At 65.4% G+C, this 21,514-nt stretch carries 18 protein-coding genes, 1 tRNA gene and 1 pseudogene; 13 read left to right on the top strand and 7 right to left on the bottom strand.

Annotated features, from left to right (window positions below):
• Window positions 1-3: 3 nt before the first annotated feature.
• The 4 genes from ACTAQI_RS20705 to ACTAQI_RS20720 all read right to left on the bottom strand — a co-directional run bounded on the left by ACTAQI_RS20705 (window position 4) and on the right by ACTAQI_RS20720 (window position 5,163).
• On the bottom strand, window positions 4-1,422 hold the full coding sequence (locus ACTAQI_RS20705; protein WP_457948401.1) for a DUF4032 domain-containing protein: 1,419 nt from the start codon (window positions 1,420-1,422) through the stop codon (window positions 4-6).
• Between the two features lie 112 nt (window positions 1,423-1,534).
• Window positions 1,535-2,617 (bottom strand): ABC transporter ATP-binding protein, encoded by a 1,083-nt coding sequence (locus tag ACTAQI_RS20710; RefSeq protein WP_018762103.1) that lies wholly within the window; start codon window positions 2,615-2,617, stop codon window positions 1,535-1,537.
• A gap of 217 nt (window positions 2,618-2,834) precedes the next feature.
• Entirely contained in the window at window positions 2,835-3,671 is an 837-nt protein-coding gene (gene otsB, locus ACTAQI_RS20715) for a trehalose-phosphatase (RefSeq protein WP_457948403.1), read from the bottom strand.
• A complete protein-coding gene (locus tag ACTAQI_RS20720) occupies window positions 3,661-5,163 on the bottom strand; it encodes an alpha,alpha-trehalose-phosphate synthase (UDP-forming) (protein ID WP_457948405.1) in 1,503 nt (500 codons plus the stop codon). Before ACTAQI_RS20720 ends, otsB begins: the two co-directional genes overlap by 11 nt.
• Window positions 5,164-5,341: 178 nt before the next feature.
• Between ACTAQI_RS20720 and ACTAQI_RS20725 the strand changes: the two genes are divergently transcribed.
• The 5 genes from ACTAQI_RS20725 (at window position 5,342) to ACTAQI_RS20745 (ending at window position 10,582) form a co-directional block, all read left to right on the top strand.
• Complete coding sequence (locus ACTAQI_RS20725) at window positions 5,342-6,229, top strand: DsbA family protein (protein ID WP_457948406.1); 888 nt, start codon at window positions 5,342-5,344, stop codon at window positions 6,227-6,229.
• A gap of 148 nt (window positions 6,230-6,377) precedes the next feature.
• Window positions 6,378-6,451, top strand: a tRNA-Thr gene (locus ACTAQI_RS20730).
• 166 nt (window positions 6,452-6,617) lie between these two features.
• Window positions 6,618-7,043, top strand: coding sequence for a ChaB family protein (locus ACTAQI_RS20735; RefSeq protein WP_457948407.1), 426 nt, complete (start codon window positions 6,618-6,620; stop codon window positions 7,041-7,043).
• A gap of 84 nt (window positions 7,044-7,127) precedes the next feature.
• Window positions 7,128-9,299: an elongation factor G-like protein EF-G2 gene (locus ACTAQI_RS20740; RefSeq protein WP_457948409.1), complete on the top strand. Its 2,172-nt coding sequence runs from the start codon at window positions 7,128-7,130 to the stop codon at window positions 9,297-9,299.
• Window positions 9,300-9,331: 32 nt separating this feature from the next.
• Window positions 9,332-10,582: an MFS transporter gene (locus ACTAQI_RS20745; protein ID WP_457948410.1), complete on the top strand. Its 1,251-nt coding sequence runs from the start codon at window positions 9,332-9,334 to the stop codon at window positions 10,580-10,582.
• A 107-nt stretch (window positions 10,583-10,689) separates the two neighbouring features.
• Here ACTAQI_RS20745 and mmsB read toward each other — a convergent pair whose 3' ends face one another.
• The 3 genes from mmsB to chvE form a co-directional block, all read right to left on the bottom strand.
• On the bottom strand, window positions 10,690-11,970 hold the full coding sequence (mmsB, locus tag ACTAQI_RS20750; RefSeq protein ID WP_457948411.1) for a multiple monosaccharide ABC transporter permease: 1,281 nt from the start codon (window positions 11,968-11,970) through the stop codon (window positions 10,690-10,692).
• A 4-nt stretch (window positions 11,971-11,974) separates the two neighbouring features.
• Window positions 11,975-13,504 carry a multiple monosaccharide ABC transporter ATP-binding protein gene (gene mmsA, locus ACTAQI_RS20755; RefSeq protein WP_457948413.1) on the bottom strand — a complete coding sequence of 510 codons (1,530 nt, stop codon included), beginning with the start codon at window positions 13,502-13,504 and terminating at the stop codon, window positions 11,975-11,977.
• A gap of 105 nt (window positions 13,505-13,609) precedes the next feature.
• On the bottom strand, window positions 13,610-14,737 hold the full coding sequence (gene chvE, locus ACTAQI_RS20760) for a multiple monosaccharide ABC transporter substrate-binding protein (protein WP_457948415.1): 1,128 nt from the start codon (window positions 14,735-14,737) through the stop codon (window positions 13,610-13,612).
• Between the two features lie 267 nt (window positions 14,738-15,004).
• Here chvE and araB point away from each other — a divergent pair, with 267 nt between their 5' ends.
• The 8 genes and pseudogenes from araB to ACTAQI_RS20800 all read left to right on the top strand — a co-directional run bounded on the left by araB (window position 15,005) and on the right by ACTAQI_RS20800 (window position 21,481).
• Complete coding sequence (gene araB, locus ACTAQI_RS20765; protein ID WP_457948416.1) at window positions 15,005-16,765, top strand: ribulokinase; 1,761 nt, start codon at window positions 15,005-15,007, stop codon at window positions 16,763-16,765.
• A complete protein-coding gene (locus tag ACTAQI_RS20770) occupies window positions 16,762-17,478 on the top strand; it encodes an L-ribulose-5-phosphate 4-epimerase (RefSeq protein WP_457948418.1) in 717 nt (238 codons plus the stop codon). Before araB ends, ACTAQI_RS20770 begins: the two co-directional genes overlap by 4 nt.
• A gap of 34 nt (window positions 17,479-17,512) precedes the next feature.
• The gene (araA, locus tag ACTAQI_RS20775; protein WP_457948420.1) at window positions 17,513-19,033 is read left to right on the top strand and encodes an L-arabinose isomerase; all 1,521 of its coding nucleotides are present in this window, start codon (window positions 17,513-17,515) and stop codon (window positions 19,031-19,033) included.
• Window positions 19,026-19,091: pseudogene (locus ACTAQI_RS20780) on the top strand (hypothetical protein); the annotation flags it as partial. The gene araA and the pseudogene ACTAQI_RS20780, both read left to right, overlap by 8 nt.
• Window positions 19,088-20,101: a LacI family DNA-binding transcriptional regulator gene (locus ACTAQI_RS20785; protein ID WP_457948421.1), complete on the top strand. Its 1,014-nt coding sequence runs from the start codon at window positions 19,088-19,090 to the stop codon at window positions 20,099-20,101. The pseudogene ACTAQI_RS20780 and the gene ACTAQI_RS20785, both read left to right, overlap by 4 nt.
• Window positions 20,102-20,177: 76 nt before the next feature.
• Window positions 20,178-20,381: a hypothetical protein gene (locus ACTAQI_RS20790; RefSeq protein WP_457948422.1), complete on the top strand. Its 204-nt coding sequence runs from the start codon at window positions 20,178-20,180 to the stop codon at window positions 20,379-20,381.
• Between the two features lie 92 nt (window positions 20,382-20,473).
• Window positions 20,474-20,776, top strand: a complete 303-nt coding sequence (locus ACTAQI_RS20795; protein ID WP_018762118.1) for a DUF4193 domain-containing protein — start codon at window positions 20,474-20,476, stop codon at window positions 20,774-20,776.
• Window positions 20,777-20,935: 159 nt separating this feature from the next.
• Window positions 20,936-21,481, top strand: coding sequence for an AMIN-like domain-containing (lipo)protein (locus ACTAQI_RS20800; protein ID WP_457948423.1), 546 nt, complete (start codon window positions 20,936-20,938; stop codon window positions 21,479-21,481).
• The last annotated feature ends 33 nt before the right edge of the window (window positions 21,482-21,514 follow it).

The following is a 21,514-nucleotide window of genomic DNA, read 5'->3' on the forward strand; positions in this document are numbered from 1 at the left end:
GACTTAGTCGTCCGAGTCCGGATATTCGTCCGCGGAATCATCAGCACCGTAGCGGGACTCTTCGGTTTCCACCTCAAGGATCTTCAGCAGCTCGGTGTCCGGGTTGAGCATGATCGCGGCCTCGTCCCGCCGGTGCCGCAGGATCGAGTCGATATAGGACTGCACGGCTTCTGCGAGGGGGATGTGGCGCTCCTGCTTCTCGGACATATACCACCGGTGCTCCAGGACCTCGTGGACCACTTCTGCGTGCTCGAGCTTGCCGGACAGGTCCCGGGGGATGGCACGCACGATCGGCTCGAAAATCTGGCTGACCCAGAGGTGGGCGCTGTATTCCTCATCCATCTCCGGGTTGTTGTCGGCCCGGAACGAGTCCATGTCGTTAAGGAGGCGCCGTGCCTGGTTCTCCTGGGCGTCCAGGCCGGTAAGCCGCAGCAGCCGCCGCTGGTGGTGCCCCGCGTCCACCACTTTGGGCTGCAGCTGGATGGTGGATCCGTTCTGTGTGGTCTTGATGGCGTATTCCTCGACGTCGAAGCCGAGTTCGTTCAGCCGCCTGATGCGGGCGCCCACCCGCCAGCGTTCGCCCAGCTCAAAGGATTCCTTTTCGGTCAGTTCAGCCCACAGCCGCCGGTAGCTGTCCATGATCAGCTCACTGGTGGCCACGGGGTCCACCTTCTCCTCGATGAGGCCGCCGTCCAGCAGGTCCATCAGTTCGCCGGCGATGTTCACCCGGGCAATTTCAAGGTCGTATTCGCGCTGCCCCGTGGAGAGGTCCGGGTAGAGCTCGCCCGTTTCGGCGTCCACCAGGTAGGCGGCGAAGGCGCCGGCGTCGCGGCGGAACAGAGTGTTGGAAAGGGAGACGTCGCCCCAGTAGAAGCCAATCAGGTGCAGCCTCACCAGCAGCAGGGCCTGCGCGTCGATGAGGCGCGTCAGCGTGTCCTTGCGCAGCATCTGGGAAAAGAGGGCGCGGTAGGGCATGGAGAATTTCAAGTGGCGGGTCACGAGCACCGGATTGAGCGGACGTCCCTCGGGGGTGGTGCGCCCGGTGATCACCGCAACAGGCTCCACGCACGGCACATCGAATCGGGCCAGCTTGCGGAGCATGTGGTACTCGTGGCGGGCCACGTGCTCGGAGGTTTCCTTGATGGCGATGACCGAGCCGCCCAGGTGGGCGAAGCGGACGATGTGCCGGGAGATACCACGGGGGAGTGCTGCAAGGTATTGCGCCGGCCACTCCTCGAGGGCGATGTGCCAGGGCAGGTCCAGCAGTTCGGGATCCGCCGCCGCCGCGGTGATGTTCAGCGACGAGGCTACCGAGGCCGACTTGTTGTCGTCGGCACTGGCTGCGACGAACCGCGGCAGTTTACCGATCTGCGCGTAGTCGGTGGGTTCGTCGTGCCACTGGGCGCTGTATTCCTCGGTCATGGGTCAATTCTTCCGTACTCGGGGCAGGGCAGCTAAATCTTGCGCAGGCTTCGTTAAAGGCCGGCGGCGGCCCGCCAGTAAGGAGGGCCGCCGCCGGGTGAAGCGCAGTTGGTCAGTCGCCGAGGCGCAGGCCGGTCTTGGTGTCGAACAGGTGCACGTGGCCGGACTGCGGACGGACGTAGATGACCTCGCCCTTCATCGGGGGACGGCGGCCGTCGACGCGGGCCACGATGTCGTGGTCCTTGCCGTCCAGCGTGGTGTGGCCGTAGACGTAGGCGTCGGCACCGAGCTCTTCGACGACGTCCACCTCCACCTTCAGGCCTTCACCCTGCGGAGCGGTTTCCAGGTCTTCGGGGCGGCTGCCCAGCGTGACCGTGGAGCCGTGTGCCTCTTCGAGGACGTCGCGCGGCACGGGGTAGACGGTGCCGCCGAACTGGACGCCGCCGTCGACAACGGGAAGTTCCAGCAGGTTCATGGCGGGGGAGCCGATGAAGCCTGCAACGAACACGTTCTTGGGGCGGTCGTAGAGGTTGCGGGGGGTGTCCACCTGCTGCAGCAGGCCGTCCTTCAGCACGGCGACGCGGTCGCCCATGGTCATGGCCTCGACCTGGTCGTGCGTGACGTAAACGGTGGTGACGCCCAGGCGGCGGGTGAGGGATGCAATCTGCGTACGGGTCTGGACGCGGAGCTTGGCGTCCAGGTTGGACAGCGGCTCATCCATGAGGAAGACCTGCGGGTTGCGGACGATTGCGCGGCCCATGGCAACACGCTGGCGCTGGCCGCCGGAGAGCGCCTTCGGCTTGCGGTCCAGGTACTGCTCAAGGTCCAGGAGCTTTGCGGCTTCACGGACGCGCTCGGCGCGCTCTTCCTTGGAGACGCCGGCGATCTTCAGGGCGAAGCCCATGTTGTCGGCCACAGTCATGTGCGGGTACAGCGCGTAGTTCTGGAAAACCATCGCGATGTCGCGGTCCTTCGGCGGAACGTCGGTGACGTCACGGTCACCGATCAGGATGCGGCCTGCGTTGACGTCCTCAAGGCCTGCGAGCATGCGCAGGGAGGTGGACTTACCGCAACCGGAGGGTCCTACCAGGACCAGGAATTCGCCATCGGCGATGTCGATGTTGAGCTTATCGACGGCGGGCTTATCTGTGCCCGGGTACAGACGCGTAGCGTTATCAAAAGTAACTGTAGCCACAGTTATCAATCCCTTCACCGGCAGGTACGTGCCGGACGATCCGTTGTGAATGGTTCATGTTTATTCAATTTTGTTTCTGCAGTGTGCTCCGCGCCTAGACACGGAGCACAGAGTGACGCCGCACGCTGGTTGTGCGCCACATCACACAAAGAGTATGCCAGAGGTTGCGCTTTTTAGCGTAAATGTTACGAACGTCACATGTGCCGCTGGACACGTCCTAGCCGGAAGCGGCCTGCGGATCCTCGTCGGCAACGGCCATGCTCCGCTCCTGGAGCAGGGCCTCCAGCAGCTCCGCGATGTGGACAGGGGCCTCCACCCGGTATTGGGCCTGGGTGAAATCCAGGCCCACCTTGACCCCTACATCGTCCGGTTCCAGCCGGCCGAAAGCGTCCTCGTCCGTTACGTCGTCGCCGGCAAACAGCACCGCGGTGGCGCCGGTGGCCTGCCGCAGGAAGGTGACACCTTCGCCCTTGGAAGCATTGACCACTGAGGTTTCCAGGACGCGCTTGCCCTCCTTAAGGAAGACGCCCTTGCGGTTCTCGAGCACTGACCGGGCTGCCGACACCGCGTCTTCTGCCACGTCGTCCTCGGCCAGGCGCGTATGCAGGACCACTCCGGCCGGCTTGTCCTCCAGGGAGGTGCCGGGAGCCTCGGCGACGATGGCTGCCAACTCGGCCCGGACCTCTTCCAGGAGCGCCTTTTGGTCCTCTTCAAGGGCCAGCTCGGCGGAGCCTGGCCCCAGCCAGGCCTCGGCGCCGTGGCTGCCGATCAGCAGGGTGTCCACCGGCGGGGAGGCGACCTCCCGCAGGCTGGCGAGGGCGCGGCCCGAGATGAGGGCCGTCGTCGTGCGTGGAAGCACTGCGAGGCCCGCGAACGCCGCGGCCGAACGCGGAAGCGGCCGCGCATCCTGTGCCCGGCCCACGATCGGTGCCATGGTGCCGTCAAAATCCATGGCCACCAGCAGGTGCTCTGTCCCGGCGATCCGCCGCAGGGCGTCCCGGAGTTCGGGTGTGAGCGCCAGCGGTGCCTTGGTGCCGCGGCTGTCAGGAGTCATCGCGGACCACCTTTTCGTTCAGCGCATGCAGGAAGTCCGCGGACCAATGGTCCACATCGTGGTCCAGGATCTGCCGCCGCATGGACCGCATGCGGCGGCCGGCTTCCCGTGGCTGCATCTCCACGGCGCGCATGATGGCGCTTTTGAGCCCGTCGATGTCGTGGGGGTTCATCAGCAGGGCTTGCTTGAGCTGGTCGGCTGCGCCGGCGAACTCGCTCAGGACCAGGGCGCCGTCGTTGTTGGTGCGTGCCGTGACGTATTCCTTGGCGACGAGGTTCATGCCGTCCCGGAGGGCCGTCACCAGCATGACGTCGGCGGCGAGGTATAGAGCCACCATCTCCTCGACGGGGTAGCTGTGGTGCAGGTAGCGGACGGCGGTGTTCTCGATGGTGTCGTAGGTGCCGTTGATGTGGCCAACGGTGCCCTCCACTTCCTCGCGCAGGAGCCGGTACTGCTCAACGCGCTCGCGGCTGGGGCTGGCCACCTGGATCAGGGTGGCATCGCCGACAGACAGCTTGCCGTCCGCGAGGAGCTCCTCGAATGCCTTGAGGCGGTGCCGGATGCCCTTGGTGTAGTCCAGCCGGTCCACGCCGAGCAGGATGGTCTTGGGGTTGCCAAGGTCCTGGCGGATCTGGCGGGCCCGCTCAACGATTTCCGGTTTGGCGGCCAGTTCGCTGATCTGCCGGACATCAATGGAGATGGGGAAGGCCTGGGCGCGGGCAATATGCGTGACCTCGCCGTCGTGGCCCTTCACATGGACCTGCTGCTGCTTGACGCTGGCACCCAGGAAGCGGCGTGCCGAGCGCATGAAGTTGCCGGCGTCGCTGGTCCGCTGGAAGCCCACCAGGTCGGCTCCGAGGAGTCCGTCGATGATTGCCTGGCGCCAGGGCAGCTGGGCAAAGATCTCCGGCGGCGGAAACGGAATGTGGTTGAAGAACCCGATCCGGAGGTCCGGCCGCGCTTCACGCAGCATGCGCGGCACCAGCTGGAGCTGGTAGTCCTGGACCCATACAGTGGCGCCCTCGTCCGCATGGCGGACGACGGCGTCGGCGAACCTGCGGTTGACCTTGCGGTAGGCGTCCCACCAGGTCCGGTGGAACTCCGGCGGGGCGATGACGTCGTGGTAGAGCGGCCAGAGGGTGGCGTTGGAGAACCCCTCGTAGTACAGCTCCACATCCTCGGTGCTGAGCTGGACCGGTACGAGGTCCATGCCGCCGTGGCTGAATGGCTTGACGGTCTCGTCCGGTGCCCCGTGCCAGCCAACCCATGCGCCGTCCGTCTTGGTCATCATCGGGGCGAGTGCGGTCACCAGGCCGCCCGGGGACCGGCGCCAACCGGAACCGTCGTCGCTGTCGTCCCCTGGCGCCACACGGTCGACAGGCAGCCTGTTGGAGACCACCATGAAGTCGTACTTGGTATGGCCGGCGTGGCCGGAATCGGAACCGGCGGCCGTAGCTGTGCCGGCTGGTTTTTCCTGGACGGGTGTTTGCATTGCGGCCCCCTGGGGTTGCTTGTGCCTCTAAGCCACCCTAGTCGGACGGAATCATCGGGGCTATTCGTCCGTTGGTCAACCCGGAGGAATGGTTGAAACCGCAAGCTCTCAGCTTTCTCCCCTAAAATGTTGGGGTGCCACCAAGTGGTCCCCCTACGTCGACCGACCCAAGGAACTCATGAGCCCCGCAAACGAAGTACGTAAGTCCAAGGCTGAGCGAACCGCCGAGGCGCGCGAGAAGGCGCGCCTGATCCGGGAAGCGCAGGTAAAGAAGGACAAGCGCAACAAGCTGCTGATCGGCTGGGGCATCGTGGCGGCGGTCGTGGCCATCCTGGTGGTGGTGGCGCTGGTGGTTACCAACAGCCTCAAGCAGAATGCGCCGGTTGCGGACCAGGGGCCCACGCCGGCAAATGCCAATGTGCACGGCGGCGTGACCCTGCTGGCCAACACGGACGTGGCCAAGATGGAGCCTGCCACGGTTGACGCGGCCTCCGTGGGAGACGCCCCGAAGACCCCGCCTGCCCAGGTTGCTGCTCCGGGTGCGGAGGCTGAGGCGGGCAAGCCGGTGAAGGTTGTCCTTTACATCGACTTCATCTGCCCCGTCTGCAAGAACTTCGAGGCCCAGTACAACGACCAGCTGACCTCGCTGCGCAACGACGGCAAGATCACCGTTGAGTACCGCGCCCTTGGGTTCCTGGACAGCCGGTCCACCACCAACTACTCGTCCCGCGCAGCCAACGCAGCTGCGTGTGTGGTTAACGAGTCCCCGGAAAAGTACTCCGACTTCGTCAACGCGCTCTTCGCCAAGCAGCCGGCGGAGGGCAGCGCGGGCCTTTCCGACAACGACCTGAAGAAGATGGCATCCGACATGGGCGTGGACATCGGCTCCTGCGTGGATGACAAGACCTACCGCCCGTTCGTGAAGTTCACGACGAAGGAAGCGTCGGCCATCGGCGTGACCGGGACGCCCACCGTGTTCGTGGACGGCAAGCAGTGGGGCAAGGGGGACAGCGCCCAGACGCCGTTCCCGGACTTCCTGCAGGCAGCCATCGCCGCCAAGGGCTAAAGGACCAACAGCCGTGGCAGGGCCCGCTCCGGATCGTCTCCGGACGGGCCCTTGCCGCATGTACCGGCGGTGCCGCGGCGTTTTTACGCCCGGCAGGAGTTGGGCTACCCTTATCTAGCGCCTTCCGGGCGCACGCCCGCGAGGGCACGCCTCCTTAGCTCAGTTGGCCAGAGCACCGCTCTTGTAAAGCGGGGGTCGTCGGTTCGAATCCGACAGGGGGCTCCGGCAACAAACCCCACTTCAGGTTCCCAGGGGCCTGGGGTGGGGTTTTCTGTTGCAGCTTGTCAGGGTTCGTCGCCAAGAATGGGACGTTGGGCCGGCGGGGCCTTCAGATCTAAGCTGTATCCATCCGAATAATCAGCCTGCTGACTAAAGGAGGATGGGTGCCATGCCCAAGACCGGCAAGAACGATCATGCCCGCAAGGACGAGCTTCCCTCGACCCTGCAGCGTTCCGAGCAGAAGGCCCAGGACACGTTCGCGAAGACCTACGACTCGGCCCTGGAGTCCTACGACCACGACGAACAACGCGCTGCCCGCGCAGCGTACGCCTCCCTGAAGCACAGCTATGAGAAGGTGGGCGACCACTGGGAGCCCAAGGACAAGCGCGGCCCCTCGGACAAGCGCGCGGAACAGGGCATCCGCTCGTCCGAACCCACCGCCGGCGGCGTCGATGCCAACGCCTCCAAGGAGCACCTCTACAAGCTGGCCAAGGAATTGGACGTCAAAGGCCGCTCGAAGATGGACAAGGACCAGCTGGTCGACGCGCTTCAAAAGGCCAACGACGCCGCCACCCGCAAAGCCCGCAGCAAATAGCCTGCGCTCTTGCCGTCCTGCCGTCCAAGGTGTCGAATCAGAGGACACGTCCGGTCCGGCCGGCAATGATGCCAGGAGGTTCCAATGTCGGTGAAGAGCACCAGGGAGTCAGCGCGGGCGGCAGGCGGCAGGAACGGGCCTGATGCAAAACGGGCCGACCAAGCCGCCGGCATCGCGGCGCAGGACCCGGCCCGGATCCGGAACGTGGCCCTGGTTGGGCACTCCGATGCCGGGAAGACCATGCTGATCGAGGCCCTGCTCGCAGCCAACGGCATGATCACCCGCAAAGGCTCCATCGCGGACGGGTCGACGGTCAGCGACTCGGATCCGGCAGCGGTGCACCAGCAACGTTCGGTCACGCTGTCCCTGGTGCCGATCATGGTTGACGACGTCAAAGTGAACCTCCTGGACACCCCCGGCTACCCGGATTTCATCGGGGAGCTGCGGGCGGGGCTGCGAGCCTCGGATGCCGCACTTTTCGTGGTCTCCGCCGTCGACGGCATCGACGCGACCACCACCGCGCTGTGGGGCGAGTGCGGGCACATGTCGCTGCCGCGCGCCGTCGTGATCACCCGGATGGACCATCCGCGGGCAAATTACGACGGCGCCCTGGCCGCCTGCAGGAAGGCGTTCGGCGACGGCGTCCTCCCGCTGTGCGTCCCAGTCCGGACAGAGGGCCAGGCCACCGGCCTGCTGGGCCTGTTGTCCCAGGAAGTGACGGACTACTCCACCGGAGACGCGTCGCCCGATGTGCGCCCGGCGGCACCGGAGGAACTTGCTGATGCAGAGCCGGCCAGGGGCGCCCTCATCGAGGGCATCATCGCCGAAAGCGAAGACGAGACGCTGATGGACCGGTACCTGGAAGGTGAGGACATCGACACCGCAGCGCTCGCGGCCGACCTGGAAACCGCCGTCGCCCGGGGATCGTTCTTTCCCGTCCTGCCCACATCCGCCGTCACCGGACTCGGCACTGCGGAGCTGCTCGACCTGCTGGTGCGCGCCTTCCCGGCGCCGGCGGAGCGCAGCCTGCCGGAGACGACCGACCTCGCGGGGGAAGCGGCCGGAAGGCTGACCTGTGATCCCTCCGGGCCGCTCGCCGCCGAGGTGGTGCGCACCTCCAACGATCCCTTCCTGGGGCGCATCTGCCTGGTGCGGGTGTTCTCCGGGACACTGCGGGAGGACACGCCTGTCCACGTGGGCGGCCACGGCCTGGCTGACCGCGGACACCAGGACCACGACACCGACGAACGGGTCACCCATATCTACTCCCCGCTGGGCGCCAGCCTGCGGCCCGTTCCCCACTGCGTGGCCGGGGACATGTGCGCGCTGGCGAAGCTGGGCAGTGCCGAAACCGGGGACACCATTTCCGCCCGGGAAAACCCGCTGCTGCTGGCCACGTGGGAAATGCCTGAACCGCTGCTGCCAATTGCCGTGGAAGCGGACTCCCGCAGCGACGAGGACGCGCTGGCCCGCAGCCTGGGCCGGATCGCGGCTGGGGATCCCACCCTGAGGGTGGAGCGGAACGCCGAAACGCACCAGCTGGTGCTGTGGTGCATGGGTGAGGCGCACGCCGAGGTGGTCCTGGACCGCCTGCGGGAGCAGGGCGTGAAACTGCATTCAGTGGAGGTGGTGACGCCGCTGCGGGAAACGTTTGCGGCTGCGGCCTCCGGCCACGGCCGACACGTCAAGCAGTCCGGCGGCCACGGCCAGTACGCTGTCTGCGACATCGAGGTTGAACCGCTGGAGCGCGGCGGCGGGTTTGAATTCGTCGACAAGACGGTAGGCGGCGTCATTCCGGGAACGTTCATCCCGTCGATCGAAAAAGGGGTCCGGGCCCAAATGGAGCGGGGTGTCTCTGCGGGTTTTCCCGTGGTGGACCTGCGCGTGACCCTGACGGGAGGCAAGGCCCACAGCGTGGATTCATCCGATGCTGCCTTCCAGGCGGCGGGGGCCCTTGCGCTGCGGGAGGCCGCGGCCGCCGGGAAGGTCCAGCTGCTGGAGCCGGTGTCCTCCGTGTCCATCACCGTTGCTGACGAACACGTGGGGACCGTGATGAGCGATTTGTCCGGCCGGCGGGGACACCTCACCGGCACCACCTCCTCCGGCGAAGGGCTGACGGAGATCAGTGCCGAAGTTCCGGACCAGGAACTCCTGCGGTATGCGGTGGAACTGCGGGCACTGACGGCAGGCACCGGCCGGTTCCGCCGGGAGTACCTGCGCCATGACCCCGTTCCCCCGAACTACAGCCCGTCCTGATTCCGGCGGGAACATTCCAAGAGCGCGCCCCCGTGAACGCCGCAGCACGAAAGATCCAGACCGTATACCTGACGCTGACGTTGGGTAACACCCTTGCGGCATCGTTCATTTGGGGGATCAATACGCTGTTCCTGCTCGACGCCGGGCTGACCAACCTGGAGGCCTTCGCCGCGAACGCCTTTTTCACGGCAGGGATGGTGCTCTTCGAGGTGCCAACCGGGGTGGTGGCGGACAGCTGGGGGCGCCGCACGTCCTTCCTGCTGGGGACCGTGACCCTGGCAGCGTCCACGTACCTCTACTACCTGCTGTGGCAGTTGTCCGCGCCGTTCTGGTGGTGGGCAGCGGTCTCCGCGCTGCTGGGCCTTGGCTTCACCTTCTTCTCCGGGGCAGTGGAAGCCTGGCTGGTGGACGCACTGCACTTTTCCGGTTACGACGGCGGGCTGGAAGCGGTCCTGGGCCGCGGCCAGATGGTTTCAGGCATCGCCATGCTGGTCGGGTCAGTAGCCGGCGGGGTCATCGCGCAGGCAACGAACCTGGGTGTGCCGTTCCTGCTGCGCGTCGCGGTGCTGGTGGCAATGTTTGCAGTGGCCTTCCTGCTCATGCACGACGTCGGCTTCACCCCGGAGCGTTCGGCCCACCCACTGCAGGCCACGCGCGCTGTCCTGCGGGCGTCACTGGACGGTGGACTAAAGAATCCGCCGGTGAGGTACATGATGCTGGCTGCCCCGTTCACCGAGGGCGTCGGGTTCTATGTTTTCTACGCCCTCCAGCCCTACCTGCTGCAGCTCTCCGGTGATCCCAAGGCCTACGCCATCGCAGGCCTGGCAGCGGCCATCGTTGCCGGCGCGGACATCGTGGGCGGCTGGCTTGCCCCGCTGGTCCGGAAACTGGTGGGCCGGCGCACCACGGTGCTGATCGCTTCCACGATCACCAGCTCGGTGGTCCTGGTGGTGCTCCTGGCTACCCACGTCTTCTGGCTGGCCCTGGTGCTCCTGGCGCTCTGGGCGGTGGTTGCCTCGGCCGGCACCCCGGTGCGCCAGGCGTACCTCAACGACATGATTGCCTCGAAGCAGCGGGCCACAGTCCTGAGTTTTGCCTCGCTGATGGGGTCCAGCGGGGGAGTGGTGGTGCAGCCAGTGCTTGGCAGGACAGCGGACCTCTACGGCTATCCGGCGTCACTGGCCCTGGGCGGCGCGGTGCAGCTGCTTGCGGCGCCTTTCATCGTGCTGAGCCGGCGCCGGCGCTCGCCGGCAGATGCAGCAACCGGTCTGGCAGCGCCCTGAGCGGTTGCCGGGAAAGTGCTGCAGGAGCCGCACGCAAGGAAGGCCCCCGTGGCCCTGGATTCGGTCCAGGGCCACGGGGGCCTTTATACGTGCAGGTGCCAGCTGTCCTACTTGATGCCTGCGTCCACCGTTTCGCTGGCTGCCGGCGCCGGCTTCTCCTGTGCCGGCGGAGGGCTGGTCTTCAGCTTGAACCGCTTCCCGAGGTCACCACCGCCGCCGCCGCGGTTCTTGTTGAAGATGTCGAAGCCGACGGCGACAAGGAGTACCAGGCCCTTAATGAGCTGCTGGTAATCGGTGCCCAGACCCAGGATGGACATGCCGTTGTTGAGCACGCCCATGATCAGGCCGCCGATCATTGCTCCGGCCACTGTTCCGATGCCGCCGGTGACGGCGGCGCCGCCGATGAACGCTGCAGCGATGGAGTCCAGTTCGAAGCCGGTTCCACCGGCGGGCTGTGCCGAGTTGAGCCGGGCGGTGAAGACAAGGCCCGCCAGCGCGGAGAGGACGCCCATGTTCACGAAGAGCCGGAAGGTGACGGCTTTGGTCTTGATGCCTGACAGTTCGGCTGCGTGGAGGTTGCCGCCGATTGCGTACGTGTGCCGCCCGAAGACGCTGTTGTTCATGAGCGCGGTGTAGGCAATCACCAGCGCGGCCAGGACCACCAGGACGATGGGCGTGCCGCGGTAGGAGGCCAGCAGGAAGGTGATGATGAGCATGAGCAGCGACGTGAAGGCGGTCTTGATGACGAACCAGACCAGGGGTTCGCTTTCCAGATCGAAATTCCTGCGGATCCTGCGCTCCTTGAAGGCCTGGATCAGCAGGGCAGCCGTAGCACCGACGCCCAGGATGACCGTCAGCCATTCCAGCACGGACGTGCCGCCCGAGATGTCCGGAAGGAAGCCGCCGCCCAAGGCGCGCAGTTCGGCGGGGAAGGGTGTGATCTGCTGGTTCTTGAGGGTGATGAGCGTGAGCCCGCGGAAGATCAGCATGCCGGCGAGCGTGACGATGAAGGCCGGGATTCCCACATAGGCGATCCAGTAGCCCTGCCAGGCGCCGACCAGCGCACCGACCAGCAGGCAGGCAGGGATGGCGGCCCACCACGGCCAGCCCCAGTGCACGATCATGACGCCGGCAACGGCACCGATGAACCCGGCCACCGAGCCGACGGAAAGGTCGATGTGCCCGGCGATGATCACCATCACCATGCCGATGGCCAGGATGAGGATGTAGCTGTTCTGGACCACCAGGTTGGTGACGTTCTGCGGTTCCAGCAGGATCCCGCCGGTCAGTCCCTGGAACAGCAGGACGATCAGGATCAGGGCAACGAAGATGCCAACCTGGCGGAGGCGGCTTGTGAGGAATCCGAGCGATTCTCGTAAGGCGGACATTTCGCTATTCCTTCTCTTTGGTCATGTAGTGCATCAGGGTTTCCTGGGTGGCCTCGGCGATGGGCACTTCACCGGTGATGTGGCCGGCGGCGAGGGTGTAGATCCGGTCGCAGATGCCCAGGAGCTCGGGAAGTTCCGAGGAAATGACGATCACGGCTTTTCCTTCGGCCGCGAGCTTGGTGATGATCGTGTAAATCTCGTATTTGGCGCCGACGTCGATCCCGCGGGTGGGTTCATCGAGGATGAGCACATCAGGGTCCGAGAACATCCATTTGCTCAGCACTACCTTCTGCTGGTTCCCGCCGGAGAGCTTCCCCGTGATGGCGGCCACCGAGGGCGCCTTGATGTTCATGCTCTTGCGGTAGCCGTTGGCCACCACGGTCTCCTGGTTCTTGTCCACGAAGCCGCGTTTGGCAAGCTTGCGCAACGCCGCAAGCGAGATGTTGCGCTTGATGTCCTCGATGAGGTTCAAGCCGTAGTGCTTGCGGTCTTCGGTGGCGTAGGCAATGCCGTGCCTGATGGCGTCAGAGACGGTAGAGGTGTTGATCTCCTCGCCGTACTTGTAGACCTTGCCGGACGTGGCGGTGCCGTAGGTGCGGCCAAAAACGCTCATGGCGAGTTCAGTGCGCCCCGCGCCCATCAGCCCGGCAAGTCCCACCACTTCGCCCTTCCTGACATGCAGGTTGGCGTTCCTGACCACCATGCGGCTGTGGTCCTGGGGATGCCGGACGGACCAGTCTTCGATCCGGAGGACTTCCTCGCCGATATTCGGCTCGCGGTCCGGGTACAGGCTCTCAAGGTCCCGGCCCACCATGCCGCGGATAATCCGTTCCTGGGTGATCTGGCCTTCATCGAGCCGGAGGGTCTCAATGGTCTTGCCGTCCCGGATGATGGTGACGGCATCGGCCACCTTGCGGATTTCGTTGAGTTTGTGGCTGATGATGATGCTGGTGACCCCCTGGCCCTTCAAATGGAGGATCAGGTCCAGCAGGTGGCCGGAATCTTCGTCGTTGAGGGCGGCCGTGGGCTCGTCCAGGATGAGCAGCTTCACTTCCTTGGACAGCGCCTTGGCGATTTCCACGAGTTGCTGCTTGCCCACGCTGATGTGCTGCACAGGGGTGACGGGGTTCTCGTCCAGGCCCACGCGGGCCAGCAGCTTTGCTGCCTCCAGGTTGGTCTTGCGCCAGTCCACCCATCCGTTGGTGGCCTGTTCGTTGCCCAGGTAGATGTTCTCGGCGATGGAGAGGTACGGGCTCAGCGCCAGTTCCTGGTGGATGATTACGATGCCCCGCTTCTCGCTGTCCGAGATGCTGGAGAAGTTGCAGGGTTCGTTTTCGAAGAGGATCTCCCCATCGAAGGTGTTGTGTGGATAAACGCCGGACAACACTTTCATGAGCGTTGATTTGCCGGCTCCGTTTTCACCGCAGATGGCGTGGACCTCTCCACGGTTCACATCCAGGGTGACGTCCTGCAGCGCCTTCACGCCCGGGAACGTCTTGGTGATTCCTCGCATTTGAAGAATGGGTGTGTTCATCGTCAATTCCCACTGACTGGTCGAAGCTTGGCCTCCTGCTGCTGCAGGAGGTTGCGGGCGGGGCTGTGGCCGGATGGAGGTCCGGCCACAGCCCCCGGTCGCTGACTACTTGACGTCGGCGTCCTTGTAGTAACCCGAGTCGATCAGTTCCTTCTTGTAGTTGTCCTTGGTGATGATCACGGACTTCAGCAGGAAGGCCGGCACAACCTTGACCTTGTTGTTGTAGGTCTTGGTGTCGTTCGTTTCAGGTTCCTGGCCCTTGAGGACGGCGTCGACCATCTTGACGGCCTGGGCGCCGAGCTGGCGGGTGTCCTTGAAGATGGTGGAGTACTGCTCACCGGCGATGATGGACTTCACGGAGCCCTTCTCGGCGTCCTGGCCGGTGACCACCGGCAGGGTGCCCTTGGCATAGCCGCCGGTACTGGTGAGGGCCGAGATGATGCCGATGGACAGGCCGTCGTACGGGGAAAGGACGCCGTTCAGCTTGGTGCCGGAGCTGTAGGCGGAGGTGATGATGTCCTCCATGCGCTTCTGCGCCACGGGAGCCTGCCAGCGAAGGATCGCGGCCTGCTCAAACTTGGTCTGGCCGCTGGGGACCTTCAGGGTGCCGGCATCCAGGTAGGGCTTGAGGGTGTCCATGGCGCCGGTCCAGAAGAAGTTGGCGTTGTTGTCGTCGGGGCTCCCGGCGAAAAGTTCGATGTTGAAGGGGCCCTTGCCGTCCACCTTCTTGCCGCTGGCATCTACGAGGCCCAGGCCGGTCAGCAGCGAGGTGGCCTGCTGGACGCCCACGGTGTAGTTGTCGAACGTGGTGTAGTAGTCAACGTTGGGCGTGCCGTTGATGAGGCGGTCGTAGGCGATGACCTTGACGTTCTGCTCCTTGGCCTTTGCCAGGACATCGGTCAGGGTGGTGCCGTCAATGGCGGCAACGATCAGGGCCTTGGCGCCCTTGGTCAGCATGTTTTCGATCTGCGACACCTGGGTGGGAATGTCGTCATTGGCGAACTGGAGGTCCGTCTTATAACCAAGGTCCTTCAGGGACTTCTCAACGTTGGCGCCGTCGGCAATCCAGCGTTCGGATGTCTGGGTAGGCATTGAGATGCCGACCAGCGAGTCGCTGGGCTTCGCCGCACTGCTGGATTCGCTGGCTCCGCCACGGGAGCCGCAACCGGTAGCCCCCACGGTCAGGGCGAGGACAAGGGCCACCGCGCCCATGAGTTTTTTGATTCTCACCATTATCTCCTTCCGCGGCAGCATTACCGCGAAGTGTTGTTGGACCGGGAAGCAACGGCGCTCCGGGTCCTGGCCACATTGTTGATGTGTCGGTTCAATATAGACTGATTTGTGAACGCTAACAAGAGTTCCGTGCCCGAAACCTCGAAAGTATTTCGACTTCGTTGACTTCTGCTTTGTTAGCGTTCACACTTGCTGCAGCACTTAGCTTGACCCTGACCCTACAAAAACCGGTATTGAGGCCCATGCCTCCCGGACGGAGGCAACCCCATGCCAGATGCGCTGTTCTCTTCCAGCTCCGAGCCCCGCCAGGACCACTTCGTCATTGGAGTGGACTACGGAACCCTTTCAGGCCGTGCCGTGGTGGTACGGGTCCGCGACGGCAAGGAGCTCGGCAGCGCCGTCCACGAGTATCCCCATGCGGTGGTGACCGATTCCCTGCCCAAAGACGTGGCGGGCGACGACGGTCCACGCCTCCCCGGGGAATGGGCGCTTCAGGTGCCTAACGACTACCGGGACGTCCTGCGCACCGCGGTCCCCGCCGCGGTGGCTGACGCGGGGATCGATCCGGCCGCCGTCGTCGGTATTGCCACGGACTTCACCGCCTGCACCATGGTGCCCGTCAAAGCCGATGGCACACCGTTGAACGAACTGCCCGGCTACGCCAACCGTCCGCACGCCTACGTGAAGCTGTGGCGCCACCACGCCGCCCAGGCGCAGGCCGACCGGATCAACCGGATTGCTGCCGAGCGGGGTGAAGACTGGCTTCCCCGTTACGGAGGACTGATCTCCTCCGAATGGGAGTTTGCCAAGGGACTGCAGCTGCTGGAAGAGGATCCGGAGGCCTACGCCGAAATGGACCACTGGGTGGAGGCAGCCGACTGGATCGTCTGGCAGCTCTGCGGCCAGTATGTACGCAACGCCTGCACCGCCGGCTATAAGGGCATCTACCAGGACGGGCGGTATCCCTCGGAGGATTTCCTGGCCGCCCTGAACCCGGATTTCAAGGATTTTGTCAGCACGAAGCTGGAGCACACCATCGGACGGCTGGGGGACGCCGCCGGCACCCTGACGGCGGAGGCGGCAGCCTGGACCGGGCTGCCGGAGGGCATCGCCGTGGCCGTGGGAAACGTTGACGCCCATGTCACGGCCCCGGCTGCCAAGGCAGTGGACTCCGGCCAGCTGGTGGCCATCATGGGCACCTCCACCTGCCACGTCATGAACGGCACGGAACTGCGGGAGGTGCCGGGAATGTGCGGGGCGGTGGACGGCGGCATCGTCCCGGGGCTGTGGGGCTACGAGGCCGGGCAGTCCGGCGTGGGGGACATCTTCGGCTGGTTCACCAAGTACGGCGTGCCGCCTGAATACCACCAGGCTGCCAAGGACGCGGGTTTGGGGATCCACGAATACCTCACCGAACTGGCCTCCCGGCAGGCCATCGGGGAGCACGGCCTGATCGCGCTCGACTGGCACTCGGGCAACCGCTCAGTCCTGGTGGACCACGAGCTCTCAGGCATCGTGGTGGGCCAGACCCTCGCCACCAGGCCCGAGGACACGTACCGTGCCCTGCTGGAAGCCACCGCGTTCGGGACACGCACCATCGTGGACGCCTTCCGTGACGCCGGCGTTCCGGTCAAGGAATTCATCGTGGCCGGCGGCCTGCTCAAGAACAAACTTTTGATGCAGATCTACGCGGACGCCACCGGCCTGCAGCTGTCCACCATTGGCTCGGAGCAGGGCCCGGCCCTGGGATCGGCCATCCATGCCGCCGTCGCTGCGGGTGAATACGCGGACATCCGCGAAGCTGCCCGGGCCATGGGCTCCGAACCCGGCGAGGTCTACACGCCGATCCCGGAAAACGCGGCCGCGTACGACGAACTGTTCCAGGAGTACAAGATCCTGCACGACTACTTTGGCCGTGGCAGCAATGACGTGATGCACCGGCTCAAGGCCATCCAGCGCAAAGCCGCCCGGACCGTCCTGCCCGGCGCCGGATCCGAGCCCGAAACAACCGTGGAGGTGTCCGCATGAGCACCGAAACCGGAATCCTGGAAACCATCGCCCGTGTCCGCCAGGAAGTGTGTGCGCTGCACGCCGAGCTGACCCGCTACGAACTGGTGGTGTGGACCGCGGGCAACGTCTCCGCCCGGGTGCCCGGCACCGACCTCATGGTCATCAAGCCCTCCGGCGTCTCCTACCAGGACCTGACTCCGGAGCAAATGATCGTGACCGACCTGCATGGCACGCCAGTCAGGGGCACCAACGTTGGGGGCGGCGGCACTGTGGATTGGGGCAACCCGCCGCTGTCGCCGTCGTCGGACACTGCCGCGCACGCCTACGTGTACCGCCACATGCCGGAGGTGGGCGGGGTGGTCCACACGCACTCCACCTACGCCACGGCCTGGGCCGCCCGGGGTGAGGCAATCCCGTGTGTGCTGACCATGATGGGGGACGAGTTCGGCGGCTCCATCCCGGTGGGCCCGTTCGCACTGATCGGCGACGACTCGATCGGCCACGGCATCGTGGAGACGCTGAAGAACTCCAATTCACCGGCGGTCCTGATGCAGAACCACGGCCCGTTCACCATCGGCAAGGATGCCAGGTCCGCCGTGAAGGCCGCCGTGATGTGCGAGGAAGTGGCGCGCACGGTGCATATCTCGAGGCAGCTGGGCGATCCGCTGCCCATCGACCAGGGCTCCATCGAATCCCTCTACGCCCGCTACCAGAACGTCTACGGCCAATAACCAGCGCCGTCACCTTAGCTTCCCAGGAGAATTTATGAGCACCGCAGCAAACACGTCCCTCGACGGCTACGAGGTCTGGTTCCTCACCGGCAGCCAGCACCTGTACGGGGAGGAAGTCCTCAAGCAGGTGGCGGCCCAGTCGCAGGAGATCGCCAACCAGCTCAACGCCAGTTCGGCCGTCCCGGTAAAGATCGTCTGGAAACCGGTCCTGACCGATTCGGATGCCATCCGCCGCACCGCGCTGGAGGCGAACTCGGATGATTCGGTCATCGGGGTGACGGCCTGGATGCACACGTTCAGCCCTGCCAAGATGTGGATCCAGGGCCTGGACCTGCTGCGGAAGCCCCTGCTGCACCTGCATACGCAGGCCAACCGGGACCTGCCGTGGGCGGACATCGACTTCGACTTCATGAACCTGAACCAGGCCGCTCACGGCGACCGCGAGTTCGGGTATATCCAGTCACGCCTGGGCATTGCCCGGAAGACCGTCGTCGGGCACGTCTCCAACCCCGAGGTGGCACGCCAGGTGGGGTCCTGGCAGCGCGCCGCCGCCGGCTGGGCCGCCGTCCGCAGCCTGAAGCTCACGCGCTTTGGCGACAATATGCGCAACGTGGCCGTCACCGAAGGCGACAAGACCGAGGCCGAGCTCCGCTTCGGCGTCGCAGTCAACACCTGGTCCGTCAACGAGCTTGCCGACGCCGTGCACGGTGCGGCGGAGACCGACGTCGACGCCCTGGTGGCCGAGTATGAGGGCCTTTATGATGTGGTGCCGGAGCTCCGCGCAGGCGCGGCCAGGCACGAATCGCTGCGGTACGGCGCCCGGATCGAGCTGGGCCTGCGCAGCTTCCTGGAGGGCAACGGCTCTGCGGCGTTCACCACGTCCTTCGAGGACCTGGGTGCCCTGCGCCAGCTTCCCGGCCTCGCCGTGCAGCGGCTGATGGCTGCCGGCTACGGCTTTGGCGCCGAAGGGGACTGGAAAACTGCCATCCTGGTCCGCGCCGCCAAGGTGATGGGCGCGGGCCTGCCGGGCGGCGCCTCCCTCATGGAGGACTACACCTACCACCTGGAGCCCGGCTCGGAGAAGATCCTGGGCGCCCACATGCTGGAGGTCTGCCCCTCCCTGACGGCCACCAAGCCGCGGCTGGAAATCCACCCGCTGGGCATCGGCGGCAAGGAAGATCCGGTCCGGCTGGTGTTCGACGCCGATGCCTCCCCGGGCGTCGTCGTCGCCCTGTCCGACATGCGGGACCGTTTCCGCCTGGTGGCCAACGCCGTCGACGTTGTTCCGCTGGACCAGCCGCTGCCCAACCTGCCCGTGGCCCGCGCACTGTGGGAGCCCAAACCGGACTTCGCCACCTCAGCCGCAGCCTGGCTAACCGCCGGCGCCGCCCACCACACCGTGCTTTCCACCCAAGTGGGCATGGATGTGTTCGAGGACTTCGCCGAGATCGCCAAGACGGAACTGCTCACCATCGACGAAGGCACCACCATCCGCCAGTTCAAGAAGGACCTGAACTGGAACGCCGCCTACTACAAACTGGCCGGCGGGATCTGATCCGGTGGCACGGCTGAGGTCCCGGCCCCGGCGGCTGCCAAGGACAAGAACCCCGTGACGGACGGCAGGCCATGCCGGCTGCCCAGGCTCGAGGACGTGGCGGAAATGGCCGGGGTCTCGCACCAGACCGTGTCACGGGTGGTCAACAACCACCCCAACGTGAGCCCCGGGACCCGCGGGAAGGTGGAAGCGGCGATTGCCGCTCTCGGCTACCGCCGCAACTCCGCTGCCCGCAGCCTTGTCACCCGGCGCTCGCAGACCATCGGAGTCCTGGCAAGCGAGCTCTCGCAGTACGGGCCTGCCAACACCCTGCTGGGGGTGGAACGCGCTGCACGGGACGCTGGGTACTTCGTCAGTGTGGCTGCGCTGCGGGAGGTTAACCGGGACGCGATCCTGGACGCCGTCCGGCACTTCCTGGACCAGTCGGTGGACGGACTCGTGGTGATCGTGCCGCACCTGGAGACGCTGGCCGCCCTGGCGGAACTGCCCATCGGAGTGCCGGTGGTGGCCGTGGGTCCCAACGGAAATGACACCGTGGGCGGCGTCAAGGTGGATCAGCGCCGCGGGGCCGAACTGGCCGTGGAACATCTGATAGGGCAGGGGCACGTCCGGATCGGGCACGTCGCGGGGCCGCAGGACTGGATTGACGCCGTGGCCCGCGCCGACGGCTGGCGGGCCACCCTGGATTCCGCCGGGCTCACGGCGGACCTGATCATCGAGGGCGACTGGAGCGCGGGCAGCGGCTATGAAATCGGGCGGAAGATTGCCGCCACGCGCCGTGCCACTGCCCTCTTTGTAGGCAACGACCAGATGGCCTTGGGGGTCCTGCGCGCCCTGACCGAGGCCGGCATCAGGGTGCCGCAGGACATGTCCGTGGTGGGCTTCGATGACCAGCCGGAGGCCGGCTACTTCAGCCCGCCGCTGACGGTGGTCCGGCAGGACTTTGAAGAACTGGGCCGGCGGTGCATCCACATGATGCTCACGGCGTTCGGCGGCGCGGAGGGACCGCGGACGCTGGTGGTGGAGCCGGAACTCGTCGTGCGCAGCAGTACGGCCCCGCCCGGCTGAGGAACCAGCACCGGATTTAATCAGGGGGAGACCCCGGCGAAACGTGGCCACAACAATCGCTGCGTAGGTTTCAGGCATGACGGCTACCCTGCTCGTCCGGCTCCGCGACTGGCTGCTGGACACCTTTACGTACGAATCCGAGTCAAGTGCCGCCGGCGCCATGGCTGACGCCACCCGGTGGGGTTGGCTTCCGGCGCTGAGCGGGGTGTCCATCGGAGCTCACCAGGCCCGCTCGGAGCACGCAGTAACTGCCCCTGGAAGCGGCGGGATGTCTGCTTAAGCACACTATTGCGCCGGTAGCGGGATAATGCCCTAAACTGCTTCACTGAGGTGCCTGAAATGGCGCTGCGCAGCAACGAAAGTGAACATGCTATGGCTACCGATTACGATGCTCCACGCAAGCAGGAAGAAGAGTCGCCCGCCGACTCTCTCGAGGCCCTCCAGGCATCACGGAGCGGCAACGCGCAGACCGCGGTTATCGATGTCGACGAGAACGACACCGCTGAAGGCATCGACCTGCCCGGCGCCGACCTGTCCAATGAGGAACTGACCGTCATCGTGGTTCCCGAACAGTCCGACGAGTTCACCTGCTCGTCGTGCTTCCTGGTCCGCCACCGGTCGCAGGTTGCCCGCGAAAAGGACGGCCTGAAGTATTGCCGCGACTGCGAAGGTTAAGGTTTTTCCCTTATTTTGCCGGCGCCGGCCACCTCCTTGAGGTGGCCGGCGCTGCTTTGTCCGCGGGCGCCGTTGTTATCAAAATGCTCACTCGTTTCCGGGTCCGAACACTCCTACGCTGGAGGCATCCGACGGCTTCTATTCGTGGATGGCACCGCAATGAAAAAGTTCTCCATCTGGCTCGCAGCCATCCTGCTGGCTGCGGGGCTGGGATTAGTGGGTCAAGCGCCTGCCTCGGCGGCGCCCTACTGTGGGCTCACCTGGGGCTCGCTCGCGAAAACCGGGCAGGGCGCCGGGCCGGCATCCGTCACCAACGTCCGGAGCGGTCAGCACTACTGCTTCGACCGGCTGGTGGTTGATCTCAACGGGCCTGCGGTCTCCTACACGGTGCAGTATGTACCGCGGATCGAGCAGGAGGGCTCGGGGGCCTTCATTCCGGTACGGGGCGGCGCGCGCCTGCACGTCAGCATCATGGCGCCTTCCTACGACCAGAACGGCAACCCCACTTACAGTCCTGCTGACCGGAATGAGCTGAGCAACGTGTCCGGCTACCAGACCTTCCGCCAAGTGGTCTCCGCCGGAAGCTTTGAAGGGTACACAAGCCTCGGCCTGGGCGTCCGCGCCCGCCTTCCGTTCCGGGTGTTCACCCTGGACGGCCCGGGCTCCGGCTCCCGCCTGGTGATCGACGTGGCGCACTACTGGTGAGCGGTCCGTCGTCGTGAACCACAAAAGGTGCCG

The sequence above is a fragment of the Pseudarthrobacter sp. alpha12b genome (assembly GCF_054130495.1).